The organism is Salinispira pacifica, assembly GCF_000507245.1.
In the GTDB taxonomy this organism is placed as follows: Bacteria; Spirochaetota; Spirochaetia; order DSM-27196; family Salinispiraceae; genus Salinispira; species Salinispira pacifica.
Genome location: NC_023035.1, coordinates 969980 through 989995, shown reverse-complemented (window position 1 = coordinate 989995; position 20016 = coordinate 969980). Strand labels below are relative to the sequence as shown.

Genomic DNA, 20016 nt, shown 5'->3' with positions numbered 1-20016 from the left:
TGCCCCCTTGGCAGGAATTCCGTGATACTCCGGGTATGGGTGGTATGTTGTTCGATATCTTCAGATTAGCGGAAACTCATTCAAAATTCCATCACAAACCTGTTTCATCATAGCCTCAAAAAAAACCGCCGGGAGCAGAGTCCCGGCGGCGGCTGCCCTGCCCCGGGGCAGCAGCAGCATCATTTCAGCGTGTTTCTATGATTTTATTCAGTGGTCTTTTTCAGCGGCCTTTTCTGTGGCCGGTTTCAATGACCTATTTCTGATTGCTCAGCACTGACTGAGCCGCAGAAAGCCGTGCAACCGGAACCCGGAAGGGAGAACAGCTCACGTAATTCATTCCCGCCCGATAGCAGAAATCCACCGAGCTCGGTTCTCCGCCGTGCTCACCGCAAATACCGATCTTCAGATACTTGTTGGTATCCCGGCCTTTGCCGATCCCCAGTTCGATGAGCTGACCGATACCTTCCTGGTCCAGTTTGGCGAAGGGGTCATCCTCGAGAATTCCCTCCTGGATGTACTGGGGCACAAAGCTGCCCACGTCATCCCGGCTGAAGCCGTAGGTCATCTGGGTCAGGTCGTTGGTACCGAAGCTGAAGAAGTCAGCATGGTGGGCAAGTTCATCGGCCACCAGCGTTGCACGGGGCACCTCGATCATGGTGCCGATCTTGTAGTCGATCTTCGCCTTGGTTTCCTGGAGCACCTTCTTCGCCACTTCCTCCACATGGCCCCGCATGATTTCCAGTTCGCGGATATGTCCCACCAGGGGGATCATGATCTCGGGATATACCTGTACGCCTTTCAGAGCAGCTTCACATGCTGCCCGCATAATTGCTTCCGCCTGCATGCGGTAGATTTCCGGAAAAGTGATACCAAGGCGCACACCCCGGTGTCCCAGCATGGGATTTTCTTCGTGGAGGGAACGGATCTTGTTTTTCAGCGCCTGGGCCGATATCCCGGCTATTTTTGCAAGCTCCTTGATCTGATCATCATCCTTGGGCACAAACTCATGGAGGGGAGGATCCAGCAGCCGGATGGTCACCGGAAAGCCGTTCATCACCTCAAATATACCCACAAAATCCTTCTGCTGCAGGGGCAGAAGTTTATCCAGCGCTTTCTTCCGGGCTTCATCATCTGCGGCTACAATCATTTCCCGGAAAATTTTGATCTTTTCCTCTTCAAAGAACATGTGCTCGGTTCGGCACAGTCCAATACCTTCCGCGCCGAAGTCCCGGGCCCGCTGGGCGTCGGTGGAAGTATCCGCGTTGGTGCGAACGCCGAATCCCTTCAGTCCCTTGGAAGCCCGATAGCTGTGGATGCGCACTTCATCGGCCCAGCTGAGAAATGTTGTCAGTTCGCCCTTGATTTCCGGTTCCTTCAGCTCAAGCTTGCCTTCGAACACTTCGCCGCTGGCGCCGTCCAGGGTGATCCAGTCGCCTTCCTTGAACTCCTGACCCTTGATCACCATTTTCTTGTTTACAATCTGGGCTTCCTTACAGCCCGCAATACAGGGTTTTCCCATTCCACGGGCAACCACCGCAGCATGGCTGGTCATTCCCCCGGTTGATGTGAGAATCCCTTCTGCAACGTCCATACCGCCGATATCTTCGGGGCTGGTTTCCGGACGTACCAGAAGAACCTTTTTGCCTTCGGCATGCCATTCCTCGGCCTCATCGGCACTGAACACGATCTGACCGGTGGCGGCACCGGGGCTGGCGTTCAGACCCTTGGCAATGGCTTTCACTTTCTTTTTGGTCGCAGGATGAATTGCAGGATGAAATACCTGCTCAAGCTGGAGGGGGGTAACCCGGGTCAGAGCCTCTTCCTTGCTGATCACACCTTCGCTCACCATATCAACCGCAACCTTGATGGCCGCTGCGCCGGTACGCTTGGCGTTCCGGGTCTGGAGAAGATAGAGCTTGCCTTCCTGAATGGTAAACTCCATGTCTTGCATATCCCGGTAATGCTTTTCCAACCGATCCTTAACATCCACCAGGGTCTGAAACAGCTTGGGATCCTGGTCCTGCAGGGTGGTAATGCGCTTGGGCGTACGGATTCCCGCAACTACATCCTCTCCCTGGGCGTTCATCAGATATTCACCATAGAACATCTTCTCTCCGGTTGAAGGATCACGGGAGAAACATACCCCGGTTCCGCTGTCATCCCCGAAGTTTCCGAAAACCATGGCTACAACGCTCACCGCCGTACCCAGAAGGTCCTTAATATCATTGATTTTCCGGTATTTTATTGCTTTGGGGTTGTTCCAGGAGCCGAAAACGGCATTAATTGCCTTCCAGAGCTGGTCCAATGGATCCTGGGGAAAGTCTTCATGGGTCTGTTTTTTATACAGTGCCTTGTAGAGCTTCACAAGCTCTTTCAGGTCATTGGCGTCAAGATCAACGTCTTCTTCCACGTTCTTCTTGTACTTGACCTTGTCCATTTCCTTTTCGAATTCTTCGTGGGGGATGCCCATCACCACATTTCCGAACATATTAATGAAGCGGCGGTAGCTGTCCCAGGCCAGACGTTCATTATTGGTGCTTTTCTGCAGACCGATAACCGCTTCGTCGTTCAATCCGAGATTAAGGATGGTGTCCATCATGCCCGGCATGGAAACCGCAGCACCGGAACGGACCGAAACCAGCAGAGGGGAATCCTTGTCCCCGAGCTTCTTGCCCACAGTGGATTCCAGACGGTGAAGATGCTCTTCAACTTCTTCCACCAGGTCATCGGAATTCTTTCTGCCGTTCTTGTAGTACTGTTCACACATCTTTGCCGTGATGGTGAACCCCGGAGGCACCGGTATGCCCAGACTGGTCATTTCCGCAAGGTTCGCTCCCTTACCACCGAGGAGATCTTTCATCTTTGCAGATCCCTCAGCCTGCCCTCCACCAAAAAAATACACTCGTTTTTCAGCCATCGTACAATTCCTCCTGAAATGTCGTTACAGAACGCATCAGGAACTTCGCTTGTACATATCTCCCGGCAGTGTTTTCGTCGATTCTTTGGTACCGGATGCGGGTAATACCCTGCCCGTCATTCGATGTCTCGGAAGCGGCGGAAACATACCGGTGAAGTCCAAACGGCGTTTCCTGAGGCGCCCCATTGATGTTGCTTGAGTGGAATGAGATGTGTGACGCATTGGATGTACTACACAGATTTTCATAGCTCTAATAAAAAGACTAACCCCCTTTATGAATGCTGTCAAAAGAAAACTTCCACCGATCTATCTGCTCCCCCACAGGGAAGCCGCTGACAGGCTGAAAAGATGCTCCATTCGTCAGATCCGCCACCGGATTTCTGTGTCATTTTTACCCAGAAGGGATCGGGATGAAATTTCAGGATGTAGCATTTTTGCCCGGATCACCCCCCGCTCCACCCCGTTCCGTCAGAGCGAACCGCCCTGATGAATCTACGTATCTTAATACAATATAGTATTTTATAAACCTGTGCATGCAGGATAAAAATTGGCACATATTTTGCAATATCATTAATAACCGGTTGATACCGGAAACCATATGAGAGGAGGTACATTATGAGTCGTGAACTGAGCCTGTTCAGAGACTTCTGGAACGATGTTCCTTCCATGCTTGATGCGGACTGGAACAATCTTCCGGGACATCTTTCCAGCGACATCTCAGGGAACATGCGAAAGATGCTCAATGCCAAATGCGACTTCCAGGACCGGGAGGATTCTTACCGGATTGAACTGGAACTTCCGGGGGTAAAGAAAAAAGAGGTTGAAATTGAGCTGAGAAACGATGTTCTCACCGTTTCCTGGGAACGGAAGCAGGAAAAAAAGAAGGGTCTGGGCAAGAACTCCCGCTTTGAACGGAGTCAGGGGAGTTTTACCCGGAGTTTCACCGTGCGGGGCGCAGACGAATCGAAAATCAATGCTGAGCTGCGGGACGGAGTGCTGAATATCAACGTGCCGAAGACCGAAGAGGCCCGGCCGCATCATATCAGCATTTCATGATGAAATTACAAGGAGGAAGTCATGTATCAAAGCGTATTGGATGACCTGTTTGAATTGAACCGGGAAATGAACCGGATTTTTAACGGCACCGGATACCGGGGTTATGGAGCCTGGCCGGAGACCAACATGTACGAAAACAAGGAAAGTTATGTGCTCGTTTCCAAGGTTCCCGGCATGTCCAGGGATGATATCGAAGTGAGCATCCAGGACAACACCCTGAGTATCTCCGGCTCACGGAAGAAGGATCAGCAGGAAAACATGAAAATACATCTGAATGAACGGTTTCAGGGAGATTTTCAGCGGAATTTTCTGCTGAACGAACGGATCGATACGGATCACATCAAGGCGGAAACAGAGAACGGACTGCTCATTATCCGTCTGCCGAAATCACCGGAGTCCAAACCGAAAAAGATCGAAATACAGTAAGGAGGGACGTCATGAATCTTGCAAAAAAAGAATCAAAGGACCGGCAGGTTGAAAGCACCCGGGGAAACAGCTTCCGGACACCTGCCTGCGATATCCATGAAAACGAAAACAGCTACCTGATGATCTTCGATCTGCCGGGTGTGGAAAAGAAGGATGTGAATATCACAGTGGAACAGAATGTGCTGAATCTGAGTGCCGAATGCAGCAAAGCACCGGGCGAAGGCTATGATATGCTCAGGGAAGAAATGCAGTTTTCCGGATACAAAAGAAGTTTTGAACTGGGAGAAACGGTGGACAGCGGAAATATCAGCGCCCAATACGATAACGGCAGCCTGATCCTCACCCTTCCCAAGAAGGAAAACAAGAAAACCAAAAAGATTCAGATCGAACTGAAATAGTCACCCTGCGATACGCATTGTTGAAATATCCGCTCTGAGTCTGACACAACCGGGCCGCCGGATCTCCGGCGGCTTTTCCGAAGCGGAACAAGCTCACTTCCATACCTTTCCCTGATGATACAGGTTCTCGGGGTGAAATTTTCTGTGGAAGCTCCCGGGAACCAGAAAACGGATTGCACCGGGAGCAATTCCCAGACTAAGGGAGTATTCTCCGTTTTGTTCCCTGCATTCTTCCAATTCACCGTCAATATGATACAAAAACGGGGTAGCAGATATTATTTTCAGCCGTTCCACTTCATAGCGTTCGATGAGAGGGCGTCCCTTCTCCGCCTGGTTCCGGTTGATCCGGTTATGCCACCCGTTCCAGAGAGGCAGAAGGTTGGAGAGGATCTGCCATTTGTTTTCAAACATGAATTGATACACGTCCATCCTGCCGTCATTGCACACCACATCGGGACAGACCTTGAACATCCGGCCGTAAAACGGGCGGGTTCCCGCTTCGATCATCAGAGGGGTCTGTTCGTACTCAAGCCGGGTGAAGCCCAGCTCGGCATTGGCCCGGGTGCTGCGCAGGGCGTACTTTCCATTTTCCATGATCAGATGGAAGCTGTTTCGCCGGGCAAGAAAATCTTCCCGGAAAAGGGAAAGACCTCCCTTAAGATACTGGGCGAGACCGCTGGGCCTTCCGCCCCGCCGTGCAAGAGCCGCTTCCCGTCTTCTCAGCAGTTCCGCATCGAAACCGGTGCCCGCCAACTGGGCATACCGCAGCTCCCGGCCGCTGCCTACTGTGAGCAGATCCACCTGCTGGGTGTAGCCCTGCTGCATGCTTTGCAGGTAGGTTGATATCTGACTGGAGAGAAGGAAGGGAACTTCATAGGAGTCCTGTATGCCGTTTCCGCTGCCGCCCCGGAGAAAACCTATGGCTTTCTGATCCATGGGCAGGGCAGCGCCGCCGCCGGAATTACTTCGGCCGGTGTCGCCTTTGCCGGTCTCACCGCTGCTGTTCGGGCCGCCGGGTTTACCTCCGCCGGAATCACCGGGTAGATCGTTTTCCTCAAGATGCTTCATCCAGCTGTTGATGGCCAGATGGGCGGTACCGTCGCCCCCCCAAACCAGAAGGTACTTCTCATCACTGTACAGGAAGTCTCGGATGCCCCGGGAAAAATCTTCCTTGCTTCCGGCTTCCTGAATCCGCCCGCCGGGTACCTTCCTGATCTTTTTCTTCAGGCGTTTGATGTAACGGGGATACCGATGGGGATTGATCAGCACCCGAAAATATGGATCGCTCATATCGATCAGAATAGTGAATATCCGGTAAAAAAAACAGCCTCCGGAAAAGGATACCGGAGGCTGCCGTACATACAAGAACGGGGAAAATCAGATGCAATCAGGCAACATAGGAGGAGAGATATCGGCTTCTGGTGGGATGCTGAAGCCGCTTTATGGCCTTTTTCTCAATCTGTCTGATCCGTTCCTTGGTAAGGTTGTAACGGTCACCAATCTCCTTGAGACTCATTGGAGCATAGCCGTTCAATCCGAAACGGAATTGAATAATTTCAGCTTCCTTCTCGGTAAGGGTGGTGAGGATGTTGTTGATATCATTTTTCAGTGAATCATGAAGTACCAGATCCTCAGGCAGTGCATTCACATTGTCTTCAACAAAGTCGCTGAGCATGGAGCTGTCTTTTTCCTTGTATACCGGTGTTTCCAGGGAAACATGTTCCCGGCTGATATTCACCAGGTCGGTTACATGTTCTTCGTCCATGTTCAGTGTCCGGGCGATCTCCCGAATCTCTTCGGTTTCACCCACCCGTCCGGAAATGCCTTTTCGGGCTTTCTCTATTTGTACAAGTTCATTGGCTCTGTTCAGCGGCAGACGGATCATCCGGCTCTTTTCGCAGATCGCCTTGAGGATGGCCTGACGAATCCACCATACTGCATAGGAGATAAAATGAAAGCCTTTATCCACATCGAAACGCTCAATGGCATTCAGAAGGCCGATATTTCCTTCACTGATGAGGTCAGTGAGGGGAAGGCCCTGATTCTGATACTTTTTCGCAACATTCACAACAAAGCGAAGGTTTGCCTGGACAAGTTTGTCCTTGGCCGCCTGTTCACCGTCCCGGGCACGGGTGGCAAGGTCCACTTCTTCTTCACGGGAGAGAAGGGGGATTTTATTTATTTCTTTCAGATACATGGTAAGAATATTTTCATCATTACTTTTGGTGTTACCGTTAATACGCTTTTCTGTTGCCTGGCTCATGAAGTCCTCCTGTATATCAACATTTAATGCAATTGCCGTGCCAAGTCTGATTTTTTTGTTTATTTCTGATATATGCCTACCATACAACAACTTATCTATATCACGTTTTGTGATTGCTATCCACTGATAATATCACAATGCGGAATATTGACACAGAGCATACACAGCTGCAAAGAGTTGTATCATAATGACTCATCTGGTTGGGGAGCGGGGTAATTGTGGGTCATCGGAGGCAAAATGCCTTATATTTACGCCTCATATGTAAGATAGAGCGGGGAGCGGCCCGGCACACCTTCTCCGGACGGATGTTCAGAGTGCTGTTTTGAAAGAGTCCTCTGAGGTACGCTTTTTCTTGACCAACAAAGCCATGTTGCGTATATTTCCACCATACAAATAGACAACGTCATGTATACTCAATCAGGAGGACGGGTATGAACGTACAGCCCCTAGGCGACCGGGTACTTCTTAAGACAGAAGCCGGCGAAGAAAAAACTTCCGGAGGTCTGTTTATCCCTCAGACTGCCCAGGAAAAGACCCAAACTGCGGTAGTAACTGCAATCGGTGATGACACCGATGTGATCACTGTGAAGGTGGGGGACCGGGTAATGTATGACAAATATGCAGGAACCCAGGTAAAAATTGACGGTGATGATCACCTCATCGTGAGCTTCTCCGACATTATTGCAATCATTAAGTAGCCCCGGACACATCTTTCAAAAATCATGATTTTTGAAAGTGTCCCTGCATCCCATGTGATGCGGAACAGAGCTGTCTGATATTATCAGGCAGCTCTTTTTTTGTGCTTTTCCGGCTTGTGTGCTTTTCAGTTTATCTGCTTTCAGAGCCCGGGTGGAACTTCGTTCCGGTATGGGGGTTGGGCTTTATGACTACAGTGAAGTACGGCGGCCGGACGTGGTTAAGACCGGCGGTCGGACGCGGTTCGAATGGGGGCTCAGGAATCCATATCCTCGTAGAGAACCCGCTCAACTTCCCCCGCCAGACGGTCTGAAGATTCCACAACCAGCCGGGCCGGAGGCAGAGAGTCGATGAAGTTCCGCCCGTAGCGTTTGGTAATCACCCGGTTATCGGTAATCAGCACCACGCCCCTGTCACTCTTCCGGCGCATCAGCCTTCCGAATCCCTGCTTCAGCTTCATCACCGCCTCGGGCAGACTCAATTCGAAAAAGGGATTCCCCCCCCGGCTCTGAATTGCATCTGTTCTGGCCAGTAGCACCGGTTCCGTGGGTACCCGGAACGGCAGTCTGCTGATGATCAGCAGTTTCAGGGCGTCGCCGGGGGCGTCGATACCTTCCCAGAAACTGTGGGTTGCAAAGAGCACCGAGCTTACTTCCTTCTGAAAGCTGCTCATCAGACGGTTGCGGTCATCGTCCCCCTGCCTGAAGCAGGTGATACCCCGTTGAACTAGCAGGGGTTTGCAGTACTCGTACACCTGGGTGAGCATGGAGTAGCTGGTGAACAGAATCAACGCGTGGCCCTCGGAGATATCCAGCATCCGCATCACAAAACCCTGGAGCCAGGAGGAGTACTGTTCCCCCGACGACGGGCTGGGGGCATCGTTGGGAACCCCCAGCAGCACCCGGCGGCTGTAATCGAACGGACTCTCCATGCTTTTAAACACGAGCCTGTCGTTGTTCAACAGCCCCACCCTCCGCTGCCAGTACTGGATCGATTTGTTCACCGAAAGGGTTGCACTTGTGAGCACGATGCTTTCGTACTGGTCAAACATGGCTTCCTGAAGAATCGGTCCAACTTCGATGGGGGTTGCGGTGAAGTGAACAAAGCGATCCCCGGCGGAGCTTCGTCGCCGGTCCAGCCAGTACACCAGGTCCGGGCGGGTGGCATATTCCCGGAAATCCCCGCAGATTTTTGCCACCCCCTCCAGACGGCGGATCATGATCCGCAGCTCTGCGATTCTGGGCTCGTCGCTGTCCGAATCGTCAAGACTTTTGAACTCGTCAGCCAGGAGCTCCACGGTATCCAGAACAGACTGCTGAAATCTTCCGAGCTGCTCAAAGAGCACGGTCTCCAGCTCGCTCTTTTCATGATTTCCGGGAAGCTCATTGGGATCCGCCGCCAAGCGCAGGGAGTTCTGCTGATCCAGGAAGGGAAGAAGGGCGTCGTCCAGTTCCTGCACCCTGCTGCGCATGGACTGGAGCAATGCCTCCGCACCCTCAAAACGGACGCCGGCGCTTTTTCGGAGGGAGGGGATAATTCCCCCAGCCCGGCTGCGTCGCTGGCGCAGGAGCATATTGGCGTATTTATGCAGGGTGAAGCGGTTGAATTCCTCGCTGAAATAGCTGGTTGCCGCTCCCTCCACATTGTGGGCCTCGTCGATAATCAGTCGTTGAAAAGCCGGCAGAATGACAGTTGCATCCTGTCCGAACCCTTCCTTTCGAATGGCCAGGTCGGCGAACAGCAGGTGATGGTTGGTCACCACGATATGAGCGGAGGCGGCAGCCTTCCGGGCCTTCTGGAGAAAACAGCTTCCCCGGCGGGAACAGCGTAGTTCGCTGCAGGCATCGGCGTCGGAGTTCACCCGGGCCCACAGGGAAGGATCGGGGTTAAACGGCAGGTCGCTGCGGTCCCCTGTCTCGGTTACCTCCGCCCATCGCCTGATCTCATCCAGCTGCTCTTCGCCGAACAGCCCCTCTTCCTCAATAAGTTCCTGCAGCCGGCTCTGGCAGAGATACTGGTTGCGCCCCTTGGCCAGCACCACCTTGATCTCATCACCCCCGGAATCCTTGAAGAGCCGGCGAACCGTGGGGATATCCTTCTCGAGAATCTGCTGCTGCAGGTTGATGGTTGCGGTGGAGATAACCACCCGTTCACGGTTCTGGAGCACCCAGGCGGCTGCCGGGATGAGATACGCCAGACTCTTTCCCACCCCGGTGCCCGCTTCGCTGACTACTATCAGATTTTCATTGAAAGCTTTCACCACCTCTTCAAGCATTTCAAGCTGAGGGTCCCGGGGCTCAAAATCGGGCTGAAGCCTGGATAAACCGCCGCCGGGCAGCAGCATGTCCGCCAGACGCTGCAAGTCCAGCTCGGTTTTTTTCGGCGCTTCATACGCTTCAGTGATGATGTAGAGATTCCGCACGCTGTTATCCACGATCCAGCTTCCGATACCCTGTGAGGCCAGCCGTGCGGCCACAGACACATCGGCGTCGCTGGGATTCAGGGTTCCGGAAGGATGATTATGGACGATTACCTGACCTTCCCGCATATGGGGTTCGGGAGCCGGAACCATGCCGTCGTTACCCCGGGCCACAGCCCTGGCGCTGGCAAGCATGCCTTCCTCGTCCTGGGTACAGACGAACAGCACCTCCCGGTTCCGGGCCTGGGATACGGTCTCCCTCATGAGATGTGCGATATGCTGGGGAATTCGTGAATCAGCGGATACCATGGTTTCGGCGGAGAGGGGGGCAGGCCCGGCCTATTCCTTCAGCCACCAGTCCACCAGACCGGCCACCAGTTTTTTCATTCTGTCAGCGGCTTTCCGGCCGATTTCCACCACTTCATCGTGATGCAGTTCCTCGTGGCCCAGACCGGCGGCGAAGTTGGTAATGAGACTCAAGCCCCCCACTTCCATGCCCAGATACCGGGCGAAAATGGCTTCCGGCACGGTGGACATGCCCACCGCATCTGCGCCCATGGCGGAGAAGGCCCGGATTTCAGCGGGTGTCTCATAGCTTGGACCGGTAACCGCAATGTACACGCCCTGTTTCAGATCACCGTCCAGCTCCTGTGCTTTTGCGGCGAAAGCGGGACTGTAGACCCGGGACATATCCGGGAAGCGGGCGCCCAGATCGGTTCCGTCTATTTGCGGGTTGGGTCCCATGAGTGGATTAAATCCCAGATGATTAATATGATCCTCAATGATCATAATATCCCCAGGAGAAAACCCGGTGTTGATTCCCCCTGCGGCATTGGTGACAATTAGCCGTTCACAGCCCAGCCCCTTCAGCAGGGCCACTGTGCTCACCACATTATCCGGACTGTGCCCTTCATAGTAGTGAAAACGGCCGGAGCAGATTGCAATATCCTCATTTATATAGAGTTCGCCCCGATGCCCTTCCACGGTCGGTTTGGGCAGTACCGGAATATCACCGTAGGGAACCTTGGTGCACTCATAGCTTTCCGCCAGACTGGACAGTCCCGAGCCCAGAATCATTCCCAGTTTGGGACGGTAGCCGGTGGTTTTGCTGATTTCAGCGGCTGCGTGGTACACATCTGCAATAAATTCCGATTTCATGATAGCCTCCAAAGAGTGAACCCCGGACTTGCCGGGAATATGGACAGGTTTACGCGGCTGTCCGGACATTCCTTCATTTGTTCACGTTTCAGGTGAGTATACTCCCCGAGGCCTACATTGACAATGAGCAATGTTGACGTATAAAGTTAGCATATTTGCATATAACAGGTAGACAAATACGGATCTCAAAACCATTGGAGGTATAATGAGTAAGATACCCGTTGCCATTCTCGGCGCCACAGGTACTGTGGGCCAAAAGTTTATTGTGCTGCTTCAAAACCATCCCCATTTCGAAATCCGCGAACTGGTGGCATCCCCCCGCTCTGCGGGCAAACCCTATGCCGAAGCGGCAAGCTGGAAACAGGACATACCGGTTCCCGAAGATATTGCCGGAAAAATTGTAAAATCCCTGGATGAAACTCTGGAGAGCACCATCCTTTTCTCCGGACTGGACAGCTCCGTAGCCGGAGAGGCCGAAACCCGCTTCGCCGAAGCAGGACATTTCGTCATTTCCAACTCAAAAAATCACCGGATGGATAAAGATGTGCCCCTGGTGATTCCGGAAATCAATCCCGATCATTTCGAGATTATCCGCAAGCAGCCCTACAAGGGTGCAATTATCACAAATTCCAACTGCTCAACCATGTTTATCGCCATGGCCCTTGCACCCCTACACAAGGCCTTCGGCGTTGAAGCCGTACAGGCAACCACCATGCAGGCCATCAGCGGAGCCGGATACCCCGGTGTTCCCAGCATCGACATTCTGGGAAATGTTGTACCCTTCATCGGCGGTGAGGAAGACAAGGTAGAAACCGAGCCCCAGAAAATTCTGGGTACCCTGGCGGGGGATCACATTGATCATGCCCCCTTCCCCGTTAGCGCCCAGTGCACCCGTGTACCGGTTTTCGACGGTCACACCGAAACCCTTTCCATCAAGCTGGGGAAAAAGGCGTCTGTGGATGAAGTGAAGGAAGTTTTGAGAAATTTCCGGGGTATGCCTCAGGAGAAGAAGCTGCATTCAGCACCGGAATTTCCTATACTGGTAACTGAGCAGGAAGACCGGCCCCAGCCCGCCAGGGATATCTGGCTACAGGGGGGAATGAGCACAGTGGTCGGACGGGTGAGAGAATGCCCGGTACTGGATATTAAAATGACCATTCTCGGTCACAATACCGTCCGGGGCGCAGCAGGTGCGGCGATTCTGAATGCCGAAGCCATGGTGGCCTTGGGGTATATTTCATAGGATACCCGCATTGATTGTACAGAAATTCGGCGGAACCAGTGTTGGTTCCGCCAGGCGGATTAACCAGGTTCTCGATATTGCGGAGAAAGAACTGTCCCGGGGAGTGGTGCTGGTGGCTTCGGCCATGGGCAAAACCACAGATGCCCTGCTTCGGATGGCCGGACTGGCCGAGCGGGGTGAGGCGGACAGCGCCGGCGGTGAACTGGACAATCTGCGGAACATGCACTACTCGGCACTGGTGGATCTCCTGGAGGTTCCCCTGTACGAGGAGGGCAAAGGCGCAGTGGACAGGCTGTTCCGGGAACTGGAAAGCCTCATGTACGGTCTGAGTCTCATCCAGGAGGTGAGTCCCAGATCCATGGACACCCTTCTCAGTTTCGGGGAACGGCTTTCCACTACGCTCATATATTACCGGGCTCTTCAGAAGGGCCTGAATGTACATTTCATCGACAGCCGGCAGATCATCAAGACTGACAGCCGCCACGGAAAAGCCGGCGTACTGGAAGAGGAAACCCGCCAGGCCATTACAACCCGGATCAAAACAGGCCCCGGCCTGCTCTTTGTGGCCCAGGGGTTTATCGCCTCCGACAGCGAGGGATCAACCACCACCCTGGGCAGGGGAGGATCGGACTACAGCGCCACGATTATCGGTGCTGCCCTGGAAGCGGAGGAAGTTCAGATCTGGACCGATGTGAACGGCATTATGACCTCAGACCCCAGACTCATTCCCAACGCCAGAACCATCGGTGAGCTGAGCTACGACGAAGCCGCAGAATTGAGCTATTTCGGTGCAAAGGTGATTCATCCCTCAACCATTCAGCCTGCGGTGGAGAAACGGATTCCGGTGTGGGTGAAAAACACCGGGGATCCCGAAGGACCGGCAAGCCGCATTCATATCAGCGGCAGCAACACGGGAATTCAGGCCATTGCCGGCAAGAAGGCCGTAACCCTCATCAACGTACGCTCATCCCGGATGCTCAACGCATACGGTTTTCTCAGGCGGATTTTTGAGGTGTTCGAAACATACCGCGTTCCCGTGGACCTTGTGGCCACTTCAGAAGTTTCTGTATCCCTGACCATCGAAGACGCAGAGCGGATATCCGAAGTAAAATCCGCTTTGGAAGAGTTTTCCACGGTCACCGTGGAACGGGACAAGGCGATCATCTCCCTGGTGGGGCAGGATTTGTGGAAGCAGTCCAGGTTCACCGCCCGGGTGTTTTCGGCCCTGGTGGATATTCCGGTGCGGATGATCAGCCTGGGAAGCTCGGATATCAACCTGAGCCTGGTGGTTCCCGAGGATCAGCTGGACAGCGCCATACAGAGTCTGCATGACGCCCTCTTTGCCGACTGATGAGCGGGTTTGCGGGAATGAAATATCAGTATGAAGCCGTAACGGAGCCTCCGGTAAACGGATCCGTTGAGTGCAATGGAGTTTTCAGATGAGCGAAATGTTTAACCGGCTGGGCCGTCTGGCCAGAAGCGTTATTTCCGATTTTACCCGTGAGCCGGATGCTGACTTCCAGGATGCCTGGTCTGAGCTCGACAGTTTTCTGGGAACCGAAAACCACAGTTTTCCGGGAGACGATGGCCGCAGGCAGAGCAGTGACTCAACCGGCGACCGGGCCTGGCAGGAGGACCTGCGGAGAAAGCAGGCCGAAGGTTTGGCCAGGGATTATGCCAATCTGGAGCTCAAACCCGGAGCAGCCGAGGAAGATGTACGAAAAAGCTATAAGCGGCTGCTGATCAAGTATCATCCCGACAAATTCGCCGGAAGCCCCGAGAAGCAGGCCATTGCCACCGAGGTGACCACCAAATTGAACGAATCGTATAAACGCATTATTGAGATTCTGAAAGCCGGAGGGTAGATCAGGGCGATTCGATACCGTACTCGTTGATCTTTCTGTGCAGTGTCTTTCTTCCTATGCCCAGAACCTCGGCGGTCCGGCTCTTGTTGCCACGTTCCGCCAGCAGGGTCTCCTTGATAATCTGTTTCTCCGCCTCGGGAAGAGAAACTCCCATCCGCAGCCGGATGTAATCCTCGTCCCCGGCCCCTCCGATGTGAGGGGGCAGGTCATCGGGGGTGATAAAATCCCCTCTGCTCATCACAACCGCCGATTCGATGCTGTTTCGAAGCTCCCTCACATTTCCCGGCCATTCGTAATTATAGAGGGCCGCCTTCGCTTTGTTATCAATCCCCATTATGCTCTTACCGTTTTCTTCACTGAACTCTTTCAGGAAGGCACTCACCAGAAGCGGAATATCTTCCTTCCTTTCACGCAGGGGCGGCACATGAATGTTCACTACGTTCAGCCGGTAATAGAGATCTTCCCGGAAGGTTCCTTCTTCAATTTCAGCTTTCAGATCACGGTTGGTGGCGGCAATAAGACGCACATCCACGTCCACGGTCTGTTCGCCGCCCACCCGTTCAAACTGTTTCTCCTGAAGAACCCGGAGAATTTTGATCTGAACCGTCTGGTTGATTTCACCAATCTCATCCAGGAAGATGCTGCCCATGTGGGCCAGCTCAAAGCGCCCCCGCTTGCGGTTCACCGCTCCGGTGAAGGCTCCTTTTTCGTGACCGAACAGCTCACTTTCCAAAAGAGATTCGGAGAGGGCGGCGCAGTGGACTTTCACAAAAGATTTTTCCCGTCTGTCGCTCATGGCATGGAGGGCATCCGCAACCAGTTCCTTCCCCACCCCGCTGTCGCCGGTGATCAGCACCGAGGCCCGGGTGGGGGCAACCTGCCGGATCAGATCGAGAATCTTGCGCATCTGGGGACTCTTGCCCAGAATTTTCGAGCTCTGTCTGCGCTGATTCAGCTCCTCCTGAAGGGCTCTGTGCTGGAGTACCAGCTCCCTGGAGGAAAGGGCCCGCTTCACCAGCATGGAGAGACGTTCCAGGTTCACCGGTTTGGTGAGAAAATCGAAGGCTCCGTTGCGCATGGACTGGACCGCAGTTTCTATGGTTCCGTGGCCGGTGAGTATTATTACCGAAACACTGGGCCAGTCGGAAACAACCCGCCTCAGCAGTTCATCCCCGGACATTCCCGGCATCTTCAGGTCGGTGATCACCAGATCAATCTCATCCTCTTCCATGATATTCAGGGCTGAGGTTCCGTCTTCCGCCAGTACCGTCTCATATCCGTCAAGTTCGAGACTCTTTCCAAGCCCCTCCCGGATATTTTTTTCATCGTCTACAACAAGAATTCTGAATTTCATTGATCCTCCCCGGAGCTGTCTCTGTTCCCGGAGTTCTCGATGTTCCCGGCCTCGCCCGGGGTCTCGCCGATGAGGTTCTGCTGGCCCGGAGGCACGGGGAAACTCAGAGTAAAGGTGGTTCCCCTGCCCTCCTGACTGATCACCGAAATATCGCCCCGGTGTTCCTTCATAATTTTATACACTATGGTAAGTCCTATGCCGCTGCCGAAATCCTTGGTGGTGAAATAGGGCTCAAATATCTTCTCCATCACCTCTTCACTCATGCCCACCCCGGTATCGATAATGCGCAGGATCACCTCATCCCCCCGGCATCGGGTGGAGAGGGTGAGATTGCCCCCGTCACTCATGGCATTGATGGCGTTCTTCACGATATTCAGAATGGCCTGCTTAATAAACTTTTCGTCCAGCAGGATATGGGGGATATCCACCTGATAATCCTCTTTCAGCTGAATACCGCTTTCTTCCACTTCGTATTTCATGAAATCCATGATCTCATGAAGCAGAGCATTCAGATCATGATCTTCCAGATGAATATCCATGGGGCGGACCGCAAAGAGAAAATCCATCACAATACGGTTCAGCCGCTCAACTTCTTCATTCACGATATCCAGATAGGAGCGCACATCATCGGACTTCACCGATTCGTTGGCGTCCAGGGTACGCTGCATCAGCTGAATATGGATGCCGATGCTCCCCAATGGATTTTTAATCTCGTGGGCCACCCCGGCGGCAAGGGTGGTGAGACTGGCGAGACTTTCGGCCCGTCTGAGCCTTGCCTCGCTCCAGCGCTTTTCGGAGATATCTTCGATGTGGACAACATTTCCACGGACCCTGCCTCTGCGTACCAGGGGCATGATGCTCAGGGCAAGAATGCGGGTATTCCCCAGATTATCCAGGGTAAATTCCCTGTCCCGTATGCTTTCCTCACGCTCAATGGTGGTTTGAATGAATTCGGCAATATCCCGGTCGGCCACCACGTCCCAGATTATCTTCTCATACATATCGTATTCCCGAAACGGGATCATCCGTTCGGCGGCCTTGTTACTGAGTATGAGTCTGTTATCCTTGTCGGAAACCAGAACTCCGTCGGTGAGGGAATCCAGCACAACTTCCATGTGCTCGTTTTCCCTGGCCAGGTCGTAAATCAGAGCATGAATCTGCTGCTTATCGAGTTTGGAAAGCTTGTTCAGGGCTCGCTGTATGAATTTTCGCATAATCTGTGTCAAATATACCCATGTTCCAGGGCTGAGGCTACCGGGATATTGTAGATTTCACTGGAAAAGTGGATTTCTTCCAGTCTTCTCTGCAGGGCGTGCACCCGGGATGTATGCACACCCGCCTCCTTCAGCTCGTCCAGACAGAGAATCACCAGGCGGCGCAGTTCGCTCCGGTCTGAACCCAGAATCTCAGCCAGTTCGTCTCTGGCCCGGATGGCACGGGAAGGTTCGGCATCCAGAATGGTGAACATCAGTTCTATCTGATGCTTCCGTGCTTCAAGACCGCCTTTGGCGCAGTCAATGAAGAAGGACTGGAGGCTGCTGTAATCTCCGGGATGTTCCGCCCGGTATATCCGGGAAATAATATCCTGATATTCGCTCCGTCCCCTGGGTGCCAGAGAATACTGCCGCAGCCTGCTGCGGATTGTAGGAATAAGTGCGCCGGGGCGGTCGCTGAGAAGAATGAAATACACCGAGGAGGGAGGTTCCTCAAGGGTCTTGAGAAATGCGTTTCGCGCGGCGTCGTTCATTTCATGGGCGTTTTCAATAATCACCGCCTTGATTCTGCTGGTATCCGCAGTATGGGCCCAGTAGTTTGCCCGGCGGATCATATCCACATTCACCCCGTCTGCGGGGAGAAGCTTCACTATCTCATCCACCAGAGATTCCAGGGCGTCGGGATCCGGCACCTCCACGCTGCCTTCCCCGGCACCGTTTTCGGGATGTACCGGGGCTGCAAGCTCCTCCAGTTTCTCGATGAGTTTTTCCGCCTTATTCAGTTTGGACGCGTCGTCCTGCCAAAGTACCGGGTCGAACCTTCGGATCAGCTTTTTCACATTCCGGTAAAAGAGAAAGCGGAGGGGAAGAGAATCCCGGTTCCGGAGCATATGAGCCCCCGCCCGGATCTCATCCGCAAAATATCGGCTTCCGGTGAGCAGCAGATAGGGGCTGTCCAGAAGGCGGTGCTGGCGGCAGGAGGAGCAGCCGCAGCTCCAGGGAGCATCAGGCTGACTGCAGCTCAGGGTGCGCACCAGCTCCAGCGCAGCGGTGAGCTTGCCGCTGTGAATTCCTCCGGTAATGAGTATGGAATTGGGCAGGGTTCCCGACTGAATATCATGTGAAAGAACACCCACCGTCCGTTTCTGATGCAGAATGTTTTCAAACATCAGCCGCGACCTCCGGTGATCATTTCTGCTGCGTATGGAAAGAAGGGTGAAAGAACCCTGCCGAACCAGCTCTCCATTATCAGGGCATCAACCTCGAAAAAAGGCTGAATGTACAGCAGGAATACCAGAATAAACACCACCAGCACCGCTTCCACCAGGCCCAGAAAAAAGCCCAGAGCCCGATCAAGGTTTTCCAGCTCAGCACGCTCAATGAGGTTCCGGAGCCCGGCCTCGAACAGTTTGACCAGAAGATAGGTGAGGATAAACAGCCCCAGGAAGGCCACAACCTGATTCCAGACCGTCTGCCCCATAACTCCTTCCAGCAGCTGAGCCACAAGACCGCTGAACAGAAAAGCCGCCATCACCCCCAGAAAGAAGGCTGCCACCGAGCCGAACTCTTCCACAAACCCGCGTATCATTGCCCGGATCACTATCACAGCAAGAACCAGTAAAAAGACGATATCCAGGGGACTCATGTTCATACTTCCTCCTCGGGAAGAAATTCCCGCACTATTTCGGCAATGTTTCTTCCGCCATGGGGATGCACCACTTCGCTCCATGGCAGGGCCATGGTTTTCCGCAGCTCGGCATCACCGGCAGCCGTGATCAGGGCCCCTGCGAGTTCATCCAGGCCTTTGCAGCCGGGATCTTTCTGGTGAAACACCCGGGCCACTCCCCGTTCCTCTGCATACCTGGCGTTCCGCATCTGATCTCCCCGGGCCCCCTCTGTCAGAGGAATGAAAAATGAAGGTTTCCCGGTGATCCCCAGCTCCCAGAGCGAACCGGCCCCGGAACGGGAAAGGACAAGATCCGCTGCGGCAAGGATATGCGGATATTCCCGGGAGAAAAAGGGCCGGGCAAAATACCCCTGGAAGTCCTCCGTCGAGGAGAGCCGTTGTGAATCCTTTTCCCCGGTTTGGTGAATAATATCCATATGGGCAAGCAGCTCCTCCCGGTGTTCACGGATAAAGCTGTTGATCTGCCGGGCTCCGAGGCTGCCCCCCTGGACCAGGAGAACCGGGCGGGTACCGTCGAAGCCGGCAATCTTCAGCCCCTGGGACCTCTCCCCCCGGAGAATGTCTTTTCTCACGGGATTTCCGGTTGTCTCCACCCGAAGACCGGCAGGGTAGAACCGGGCCGATTCGGGAAAAGGGATGCACTGAACTTTGGTGAAGCGCCGGTTGATCCGGGTGGCCAGCCCCGGGTCCACATCCGACTCGTGGGAGATTACCGGTATGCCCAGCAGTCCTGCGGCGATTACCGGAGCGACGGATACAAATCCTCCCTTGGAAAAAAGCAGAACAGGTCTGTTTTTCAGAAAATAGAGCAGCGCAAGAACAATGCCGGAAAAGAATTTCAGGGCATCAAAGAGGTTTCTCAGGGAGAGATAGCGGCGAAGCTTCCCCGCTGGCAGGCCTTTGAAATTGATCCCCTGTTCCGTGACGATCCGCTCCTCAATTCCTCCGGATGATCCCAGCCAGATAAGGCGGTACTTCCGGGAAAAATCTGACCCCAGTTCATCCAGCACCCCCAGGGCAGGAAATACGTGACCCCCGCTCCCCCCGCCGGTAAAGGCCATCAGCGGACGGGAGGGGTTTTTCCGGGTGTTTGACCTCTGTGTATTATCATTCATATCTTTCCGTTTCCCGTCTTCATCATGATACGCTCCATTGTGATCCACGTTAATCGGCCCTGGGGATTACATCCCTGCGGTTCTTAACACGGTTCTCATCCCGGTTTTCATCCCTGCAGTTTCCATCAAATTCATATGTCCGTTTTCGGGATTGCTTCATGATCAAGTCCGGTGATTTTTTTTCCATATTTGCGTTATATTTCTC

The 20016-nt window shown here is 53.6% G+C and carries 17 protein-coding genes; 7 read left to right on the top strand and 10 right to left on the bottom strand.

Translation table 11 applies throughout. The annotated features are described in order from the left end of the window. Positions 1–253: 253 nt before the first annotated feature. Positions 254–2917 (bottom strand): pyruvate, phosphate dikinase, encoded by a 2664-nt coding sequence (gene ppdK, locus L21SP2_RS04355; protein ID WP_024267287.1) that lies wholly within the window; start codon positions 2915–2917, stop codon positions 254–256. Positions 2918–3532: 615 nt separating this feature from the next. On the opposite strand from ppdK, the gene L21SP2_RS04350 reads away from it, so the two are divergent. Genes L21SP2_RS04350 through L21SP2_RS04340 form a run of 3 tightly spaced genes read left to right on the top strand, consistent with a single transcriptional unit; the run spans position 3533 to position 4797 of the window. Next, the gene (locus L21SP2_RS04350) at positions 3533–3973 is read left to right on the top strand and encodes an Hsp20/alpha crystallin family protein (RefSeq protein WP_024267284.1); all 441 of its coding nucleotides are present in this window, start codon (positions 3533–3535) and stop codon (positions 3971–3973) included. Positions 3974–3994: 21 nt separating this feature from the next. Further along, on the top strand, positions 3995–4399 hold the full coding sequence (locus L21SP2_RS04345) for an Hsp20/alpha crystallin family protein (protein WP_024267283.1): 405 nt from the start codon (positions 3995–3997) through the stop codon (positions 4397–4399). 11 nt (positions 4400–4410) lie between these two features. After that, on the top strand, positions 4411–4797 hold the full coding sequence (locus L21SP2_RS04340; protein WP_024267282.1) for an Hsp20/alpha crystallin family protein: 387 nt from the start codon (positions 4411–4413) through the stop codon (positions 4795–4797). Positions 4798–4890: 93 nt separating this feature from the next. Here the strand turns inward: L21SP2_RS04340 and L21SP2_RS04335 are convergent, their stop codons facing one another. Further along, positions 4891–6087 carry a diacylglycerol/lipid kinase family protein gene (locus L21SP2_RS04335; RefSeq protein ID WP_041402184.1) on the bottom strand — a complete coding sequence of 399 codons (1197 nt, stop codon included), beginning with the start codon at positions 6085–6087 and terminating at the stop codon, positions 4891–4893. 97 nt (positions 6088–6184) lie between these two features. Continuing rightward, positions 6185–7060 (bottom strand): sigma-70 family RNA polymerase sigma factor, encoded by an 876-nt coding sequence (locus L21SP2_RS04330; protein ID WP_024267280.1) that lies wholly within the window; start codon positions 7058–7060, stop codon positions 6185–6187. A gap of 431 nt (positions 7061–7491) precedes the next feature. On the opposite strand from L21SP2_RS04330, the gene L21SP2_RS04325 reads away from it, so the two are divergent. Further along, positions 7492–7758 (top strand): co-chaperone GroES, encoded by a 267-nt coding sequence (locus L21SP2_RS04325; protein ID WP_024267279.1) that lies wholly within the window; start codon positions 7492–7494, stop codon positions 7756–7758. Between the two features lie 254 nt (positions 7759–8012). Here the strand turns inward: L21SP2_RS04325 and L21SP2_RS04320 are convergent, their stop codons facing one another. Both L21SP2_RS04320 and L21SP2_RS04315 read right to left on the bottom strand, forming a co-directional pair. Beyond that, the gene (locus L21SP2_RS04320) at positions 8013–10484 is read right to left on the bottom strand and encodes a helicase C-terminal domain-containing protein (protein ID WP_024267278.1); all 2472 of its coding nucleotides are present in this window, start codon (positions 10482–10484) and stop codon (positions 8013–8015) included. Positions 10485–10514: 30 nt separating this feature from the next. After that, entirely contained in the window at positions 10515–11333 is an 819-nt protein-coding gene (locus L21SP2_RS04315) for a purine-nucleoside phosphorylase (RefSeq protein WP_024267277.1), read from the bottom strand. A gap of 205 nt (positions 11334–11538) precedes the next feature. Between L21SP2_RS04315 and asd the strand changes: the two genes are divergently transcribed. The 3 genes from asd (at position 11539) to L21SP2_RS04300 (ending at position 14441) form a co-directional block, all read left to right on the top strand. After that, entirely contained in the window at positions 11539–12576 is a 1038-nt protein-coding gene (gene asd, locus L21SP2_RS04310; RefSeq protein ID WP_024267276.1) for an aspartate-semialdehyde dehydrogenase, read from the top strand. 10 nt (positions 12577–12586) lie between these two features. After that, complete coding sequence (locus L21SP2_RS04305; protein WP_024267275.1) at positions 12587–13927, top strand: aspartate kinase; 1341 nt, start codon at positions 12587–12589, stop codon at positions 13925–13927. Positions 13928–14015: 88 nt separating this feature from the next. Beyond that, positions 14016–14441 (top strand): J domain-containing protein, encoded by a 426-nt coding sequence (locus L21SP2_RS04300; protein WP_024267274.1) that lies wholly within the window; start codon positions 14016–14018, stop codon positions 14439–14441. 1 nt (position 14442) lies between these two features. Here the strand turns inward: L21SP2_RS04300 and L21SP2_RS04295 are convergent, their stop codons facing one another. The 5 genes from L21SP2_RS04295 to L21SP2_RS04275 are packed head-to-tail and all read right to left on the bottom strand — an operon-like array spanning position 14443 to position 19811. Beyond that, a complete protein-coding gene (locus L21SP2_RS04295; protein ID WP_024267273.1) occupies positions 14443–15795 on the bottom strand; it encodes a sigma-54-dependent transcriptional regulator in 1353 nt (450 codons plus the stop codon). After that, positions 15792–17009: a two-component system sensor histidine kinase NtrB gene (locus tag L21SP2_RS04290; RefSeq protein ID WP_053335577.1), complete on the bottom strand. Its 1218-nt coding sequence runs from the start codon at positions 17007–17009 to the stop codon at positions 15792–15794. The genes L21SP2_RS04295 and L21SP2_RS04290 overlap by 4 nt, the downstream gene beginning before the upstream one ends. Before the next feature lie 8 nt (positions 17010–17017). Further along, a complete protein-coding gene (locus L21SP2_RS04285; protein WP_024267271.1) occupies positions 17018–18178 on the bottom strand; it encodes a hypothetical protein in 1161 nt (386 codons plus the stop codon). After that, positions 18178–18660: a CvpA family protein gene (locus L21SP2_RS04280; protein WP_024267270.1), complete on the bottom strand. Its 483-nt coding sequence runs from the start codon at positions 18658–18660 to the stop codon at positions 18178–18180. The genes L21SP2_RS04285 and L21SP2_RS04280 overlap by 1 nt, the downstream gene beginning before the upstream one ends. Further along, positions 18657–19811: a UDP-N-acetylglucosamine--N-acetylmuramyl-(pentapeptide) pyrophosphoryl-undecaprenol N-acetylglucosamine transferase gene (locus tag L21SP2_RS04275; protein ID WP_144082919.1), complete on the bottom strand. Its 1155-nt coding sequence runs from the start codon at positions 19809–19811 to the stop codon at positions 18657–18659. Before L21SP2_RS04275 ends, L21SP2_RS04280 begins: the two co-directional genes overlap by 4 nt. Positions 19812–20016: the final 205 nt, after the last annotated feature.

Bases quoted from the DNA above. Each gene is read 5' to 3' on its own strand.
- ppdK (WP_024267287.1), bottom strand. From the start codon at position 2,917: ATGGCTGAAAAACGAGTGTATTTTTTTGGTGGAGGGCAGGCTGAGGGA.
- L21SP2_RS04350 (WP_024267284.1), top strand. From the start codon at position 3,533: ATGAGTCGTGAACTGAGCCTGTTCAGAGACTTCTGGAACGATGTTCCT.
- L21SP2_RS04345 (WP_024267283.1), top strand. From the start codon at position 3,995: ATGTATCAAAGCGTATTGGATGACCTGTTTGAATTGAACCGGGAAATG.
- L21SP2_RS04340 (WP_024267282.1), top strand. From the start codon at position 4,411: ATGAATCTTGCAAAAAAAGAATCAAAGGACCGGCAGGTTGAAAGCACC.
- L21SP2_RS04335 (WP_041402184.1), bottom strand. From the start codon at position 6,087: ATGAGCGATCCATATTTTCGGGTGCTGATCAATCCCCATCGGTATCCC.
- L21SP2_RS04330 (WP_024267280.1), bottom strand. From the start codon at position 7,060: ATGAGCCAGGCAACAGAAAAGCGTATTAACGGTAACACCAAAAGTAAT.
- L21SP2_RS04325 (WP_024267279.1), top strand. From the start codon at position 7,492: ATGAACGTACAGCCCCTAGGCGACCGGGTACTTCTTAAGACAGAAGCC.
- L21SP2_RS04320 (WP_024267278.1), bottom strand. From the start codon at position 10,484: ATGGTATCCGCTGATTCACGAATTCCCCAGCATATCGCACATCTCATG.
- L21SP2_RS04315 (WP_024267277.1), bottom strand. From the start codon at position 11,333: ATGAAATCGGAATTTATTGCAGATGTGTACCACGCAGCCGCTGAAATC.
- asd (WP_024267276.1), top strand. From the start codon at position 11,539: ATGAGTAAGATACCCGTTGCCATTCTCGGCGCCACAGGTACTGTGGGC.
- L21SP2_RS04300 (WP_024267274.1), top strand. From the start codon at position 14,016: ATGAGCGAAATGTTTAACCGGCTGGGCCGTCTGGCCAGAAGCGTTATT.
- L21SP2_RS04295 (WP_024267273.1), bottom strand. From the start codon at position 15,795: ATGAAATTCAGAATTCTTGTTGTAGACGATGAAAAAAATATCCGGGAG.
- L21SP2_RS04290 (WP_053335577.1), bottom strand. From the start codon at position 17,009: ATGCGAAAATTCATACAGCGAGCCCTGAACAAGCTTTCCAAACTCGAT.
- L21SP2_RS04285 (WP_024267271.1), bottom strand. From the start codon at position 18,178: ATGTTTGAAAACATTCTGCATCAGAAACGGACGGTGGGTGTTCTTTCA.
- L21SP2_RS04280 (WP_024267270.1), bottom strand. From the start codon at position 18,660: ATGAACATGAGTCCCCTGGATATCGTCTTTTTACTGGTTCTTGCTGTG.
- L21SP2_RS04275 (WP_144082919.1), bottom strand. From the start codon at position 19,811: ATGAATGATAATACACAGAGGTCAAACACCCGGAAAAACCCCTCCCGT.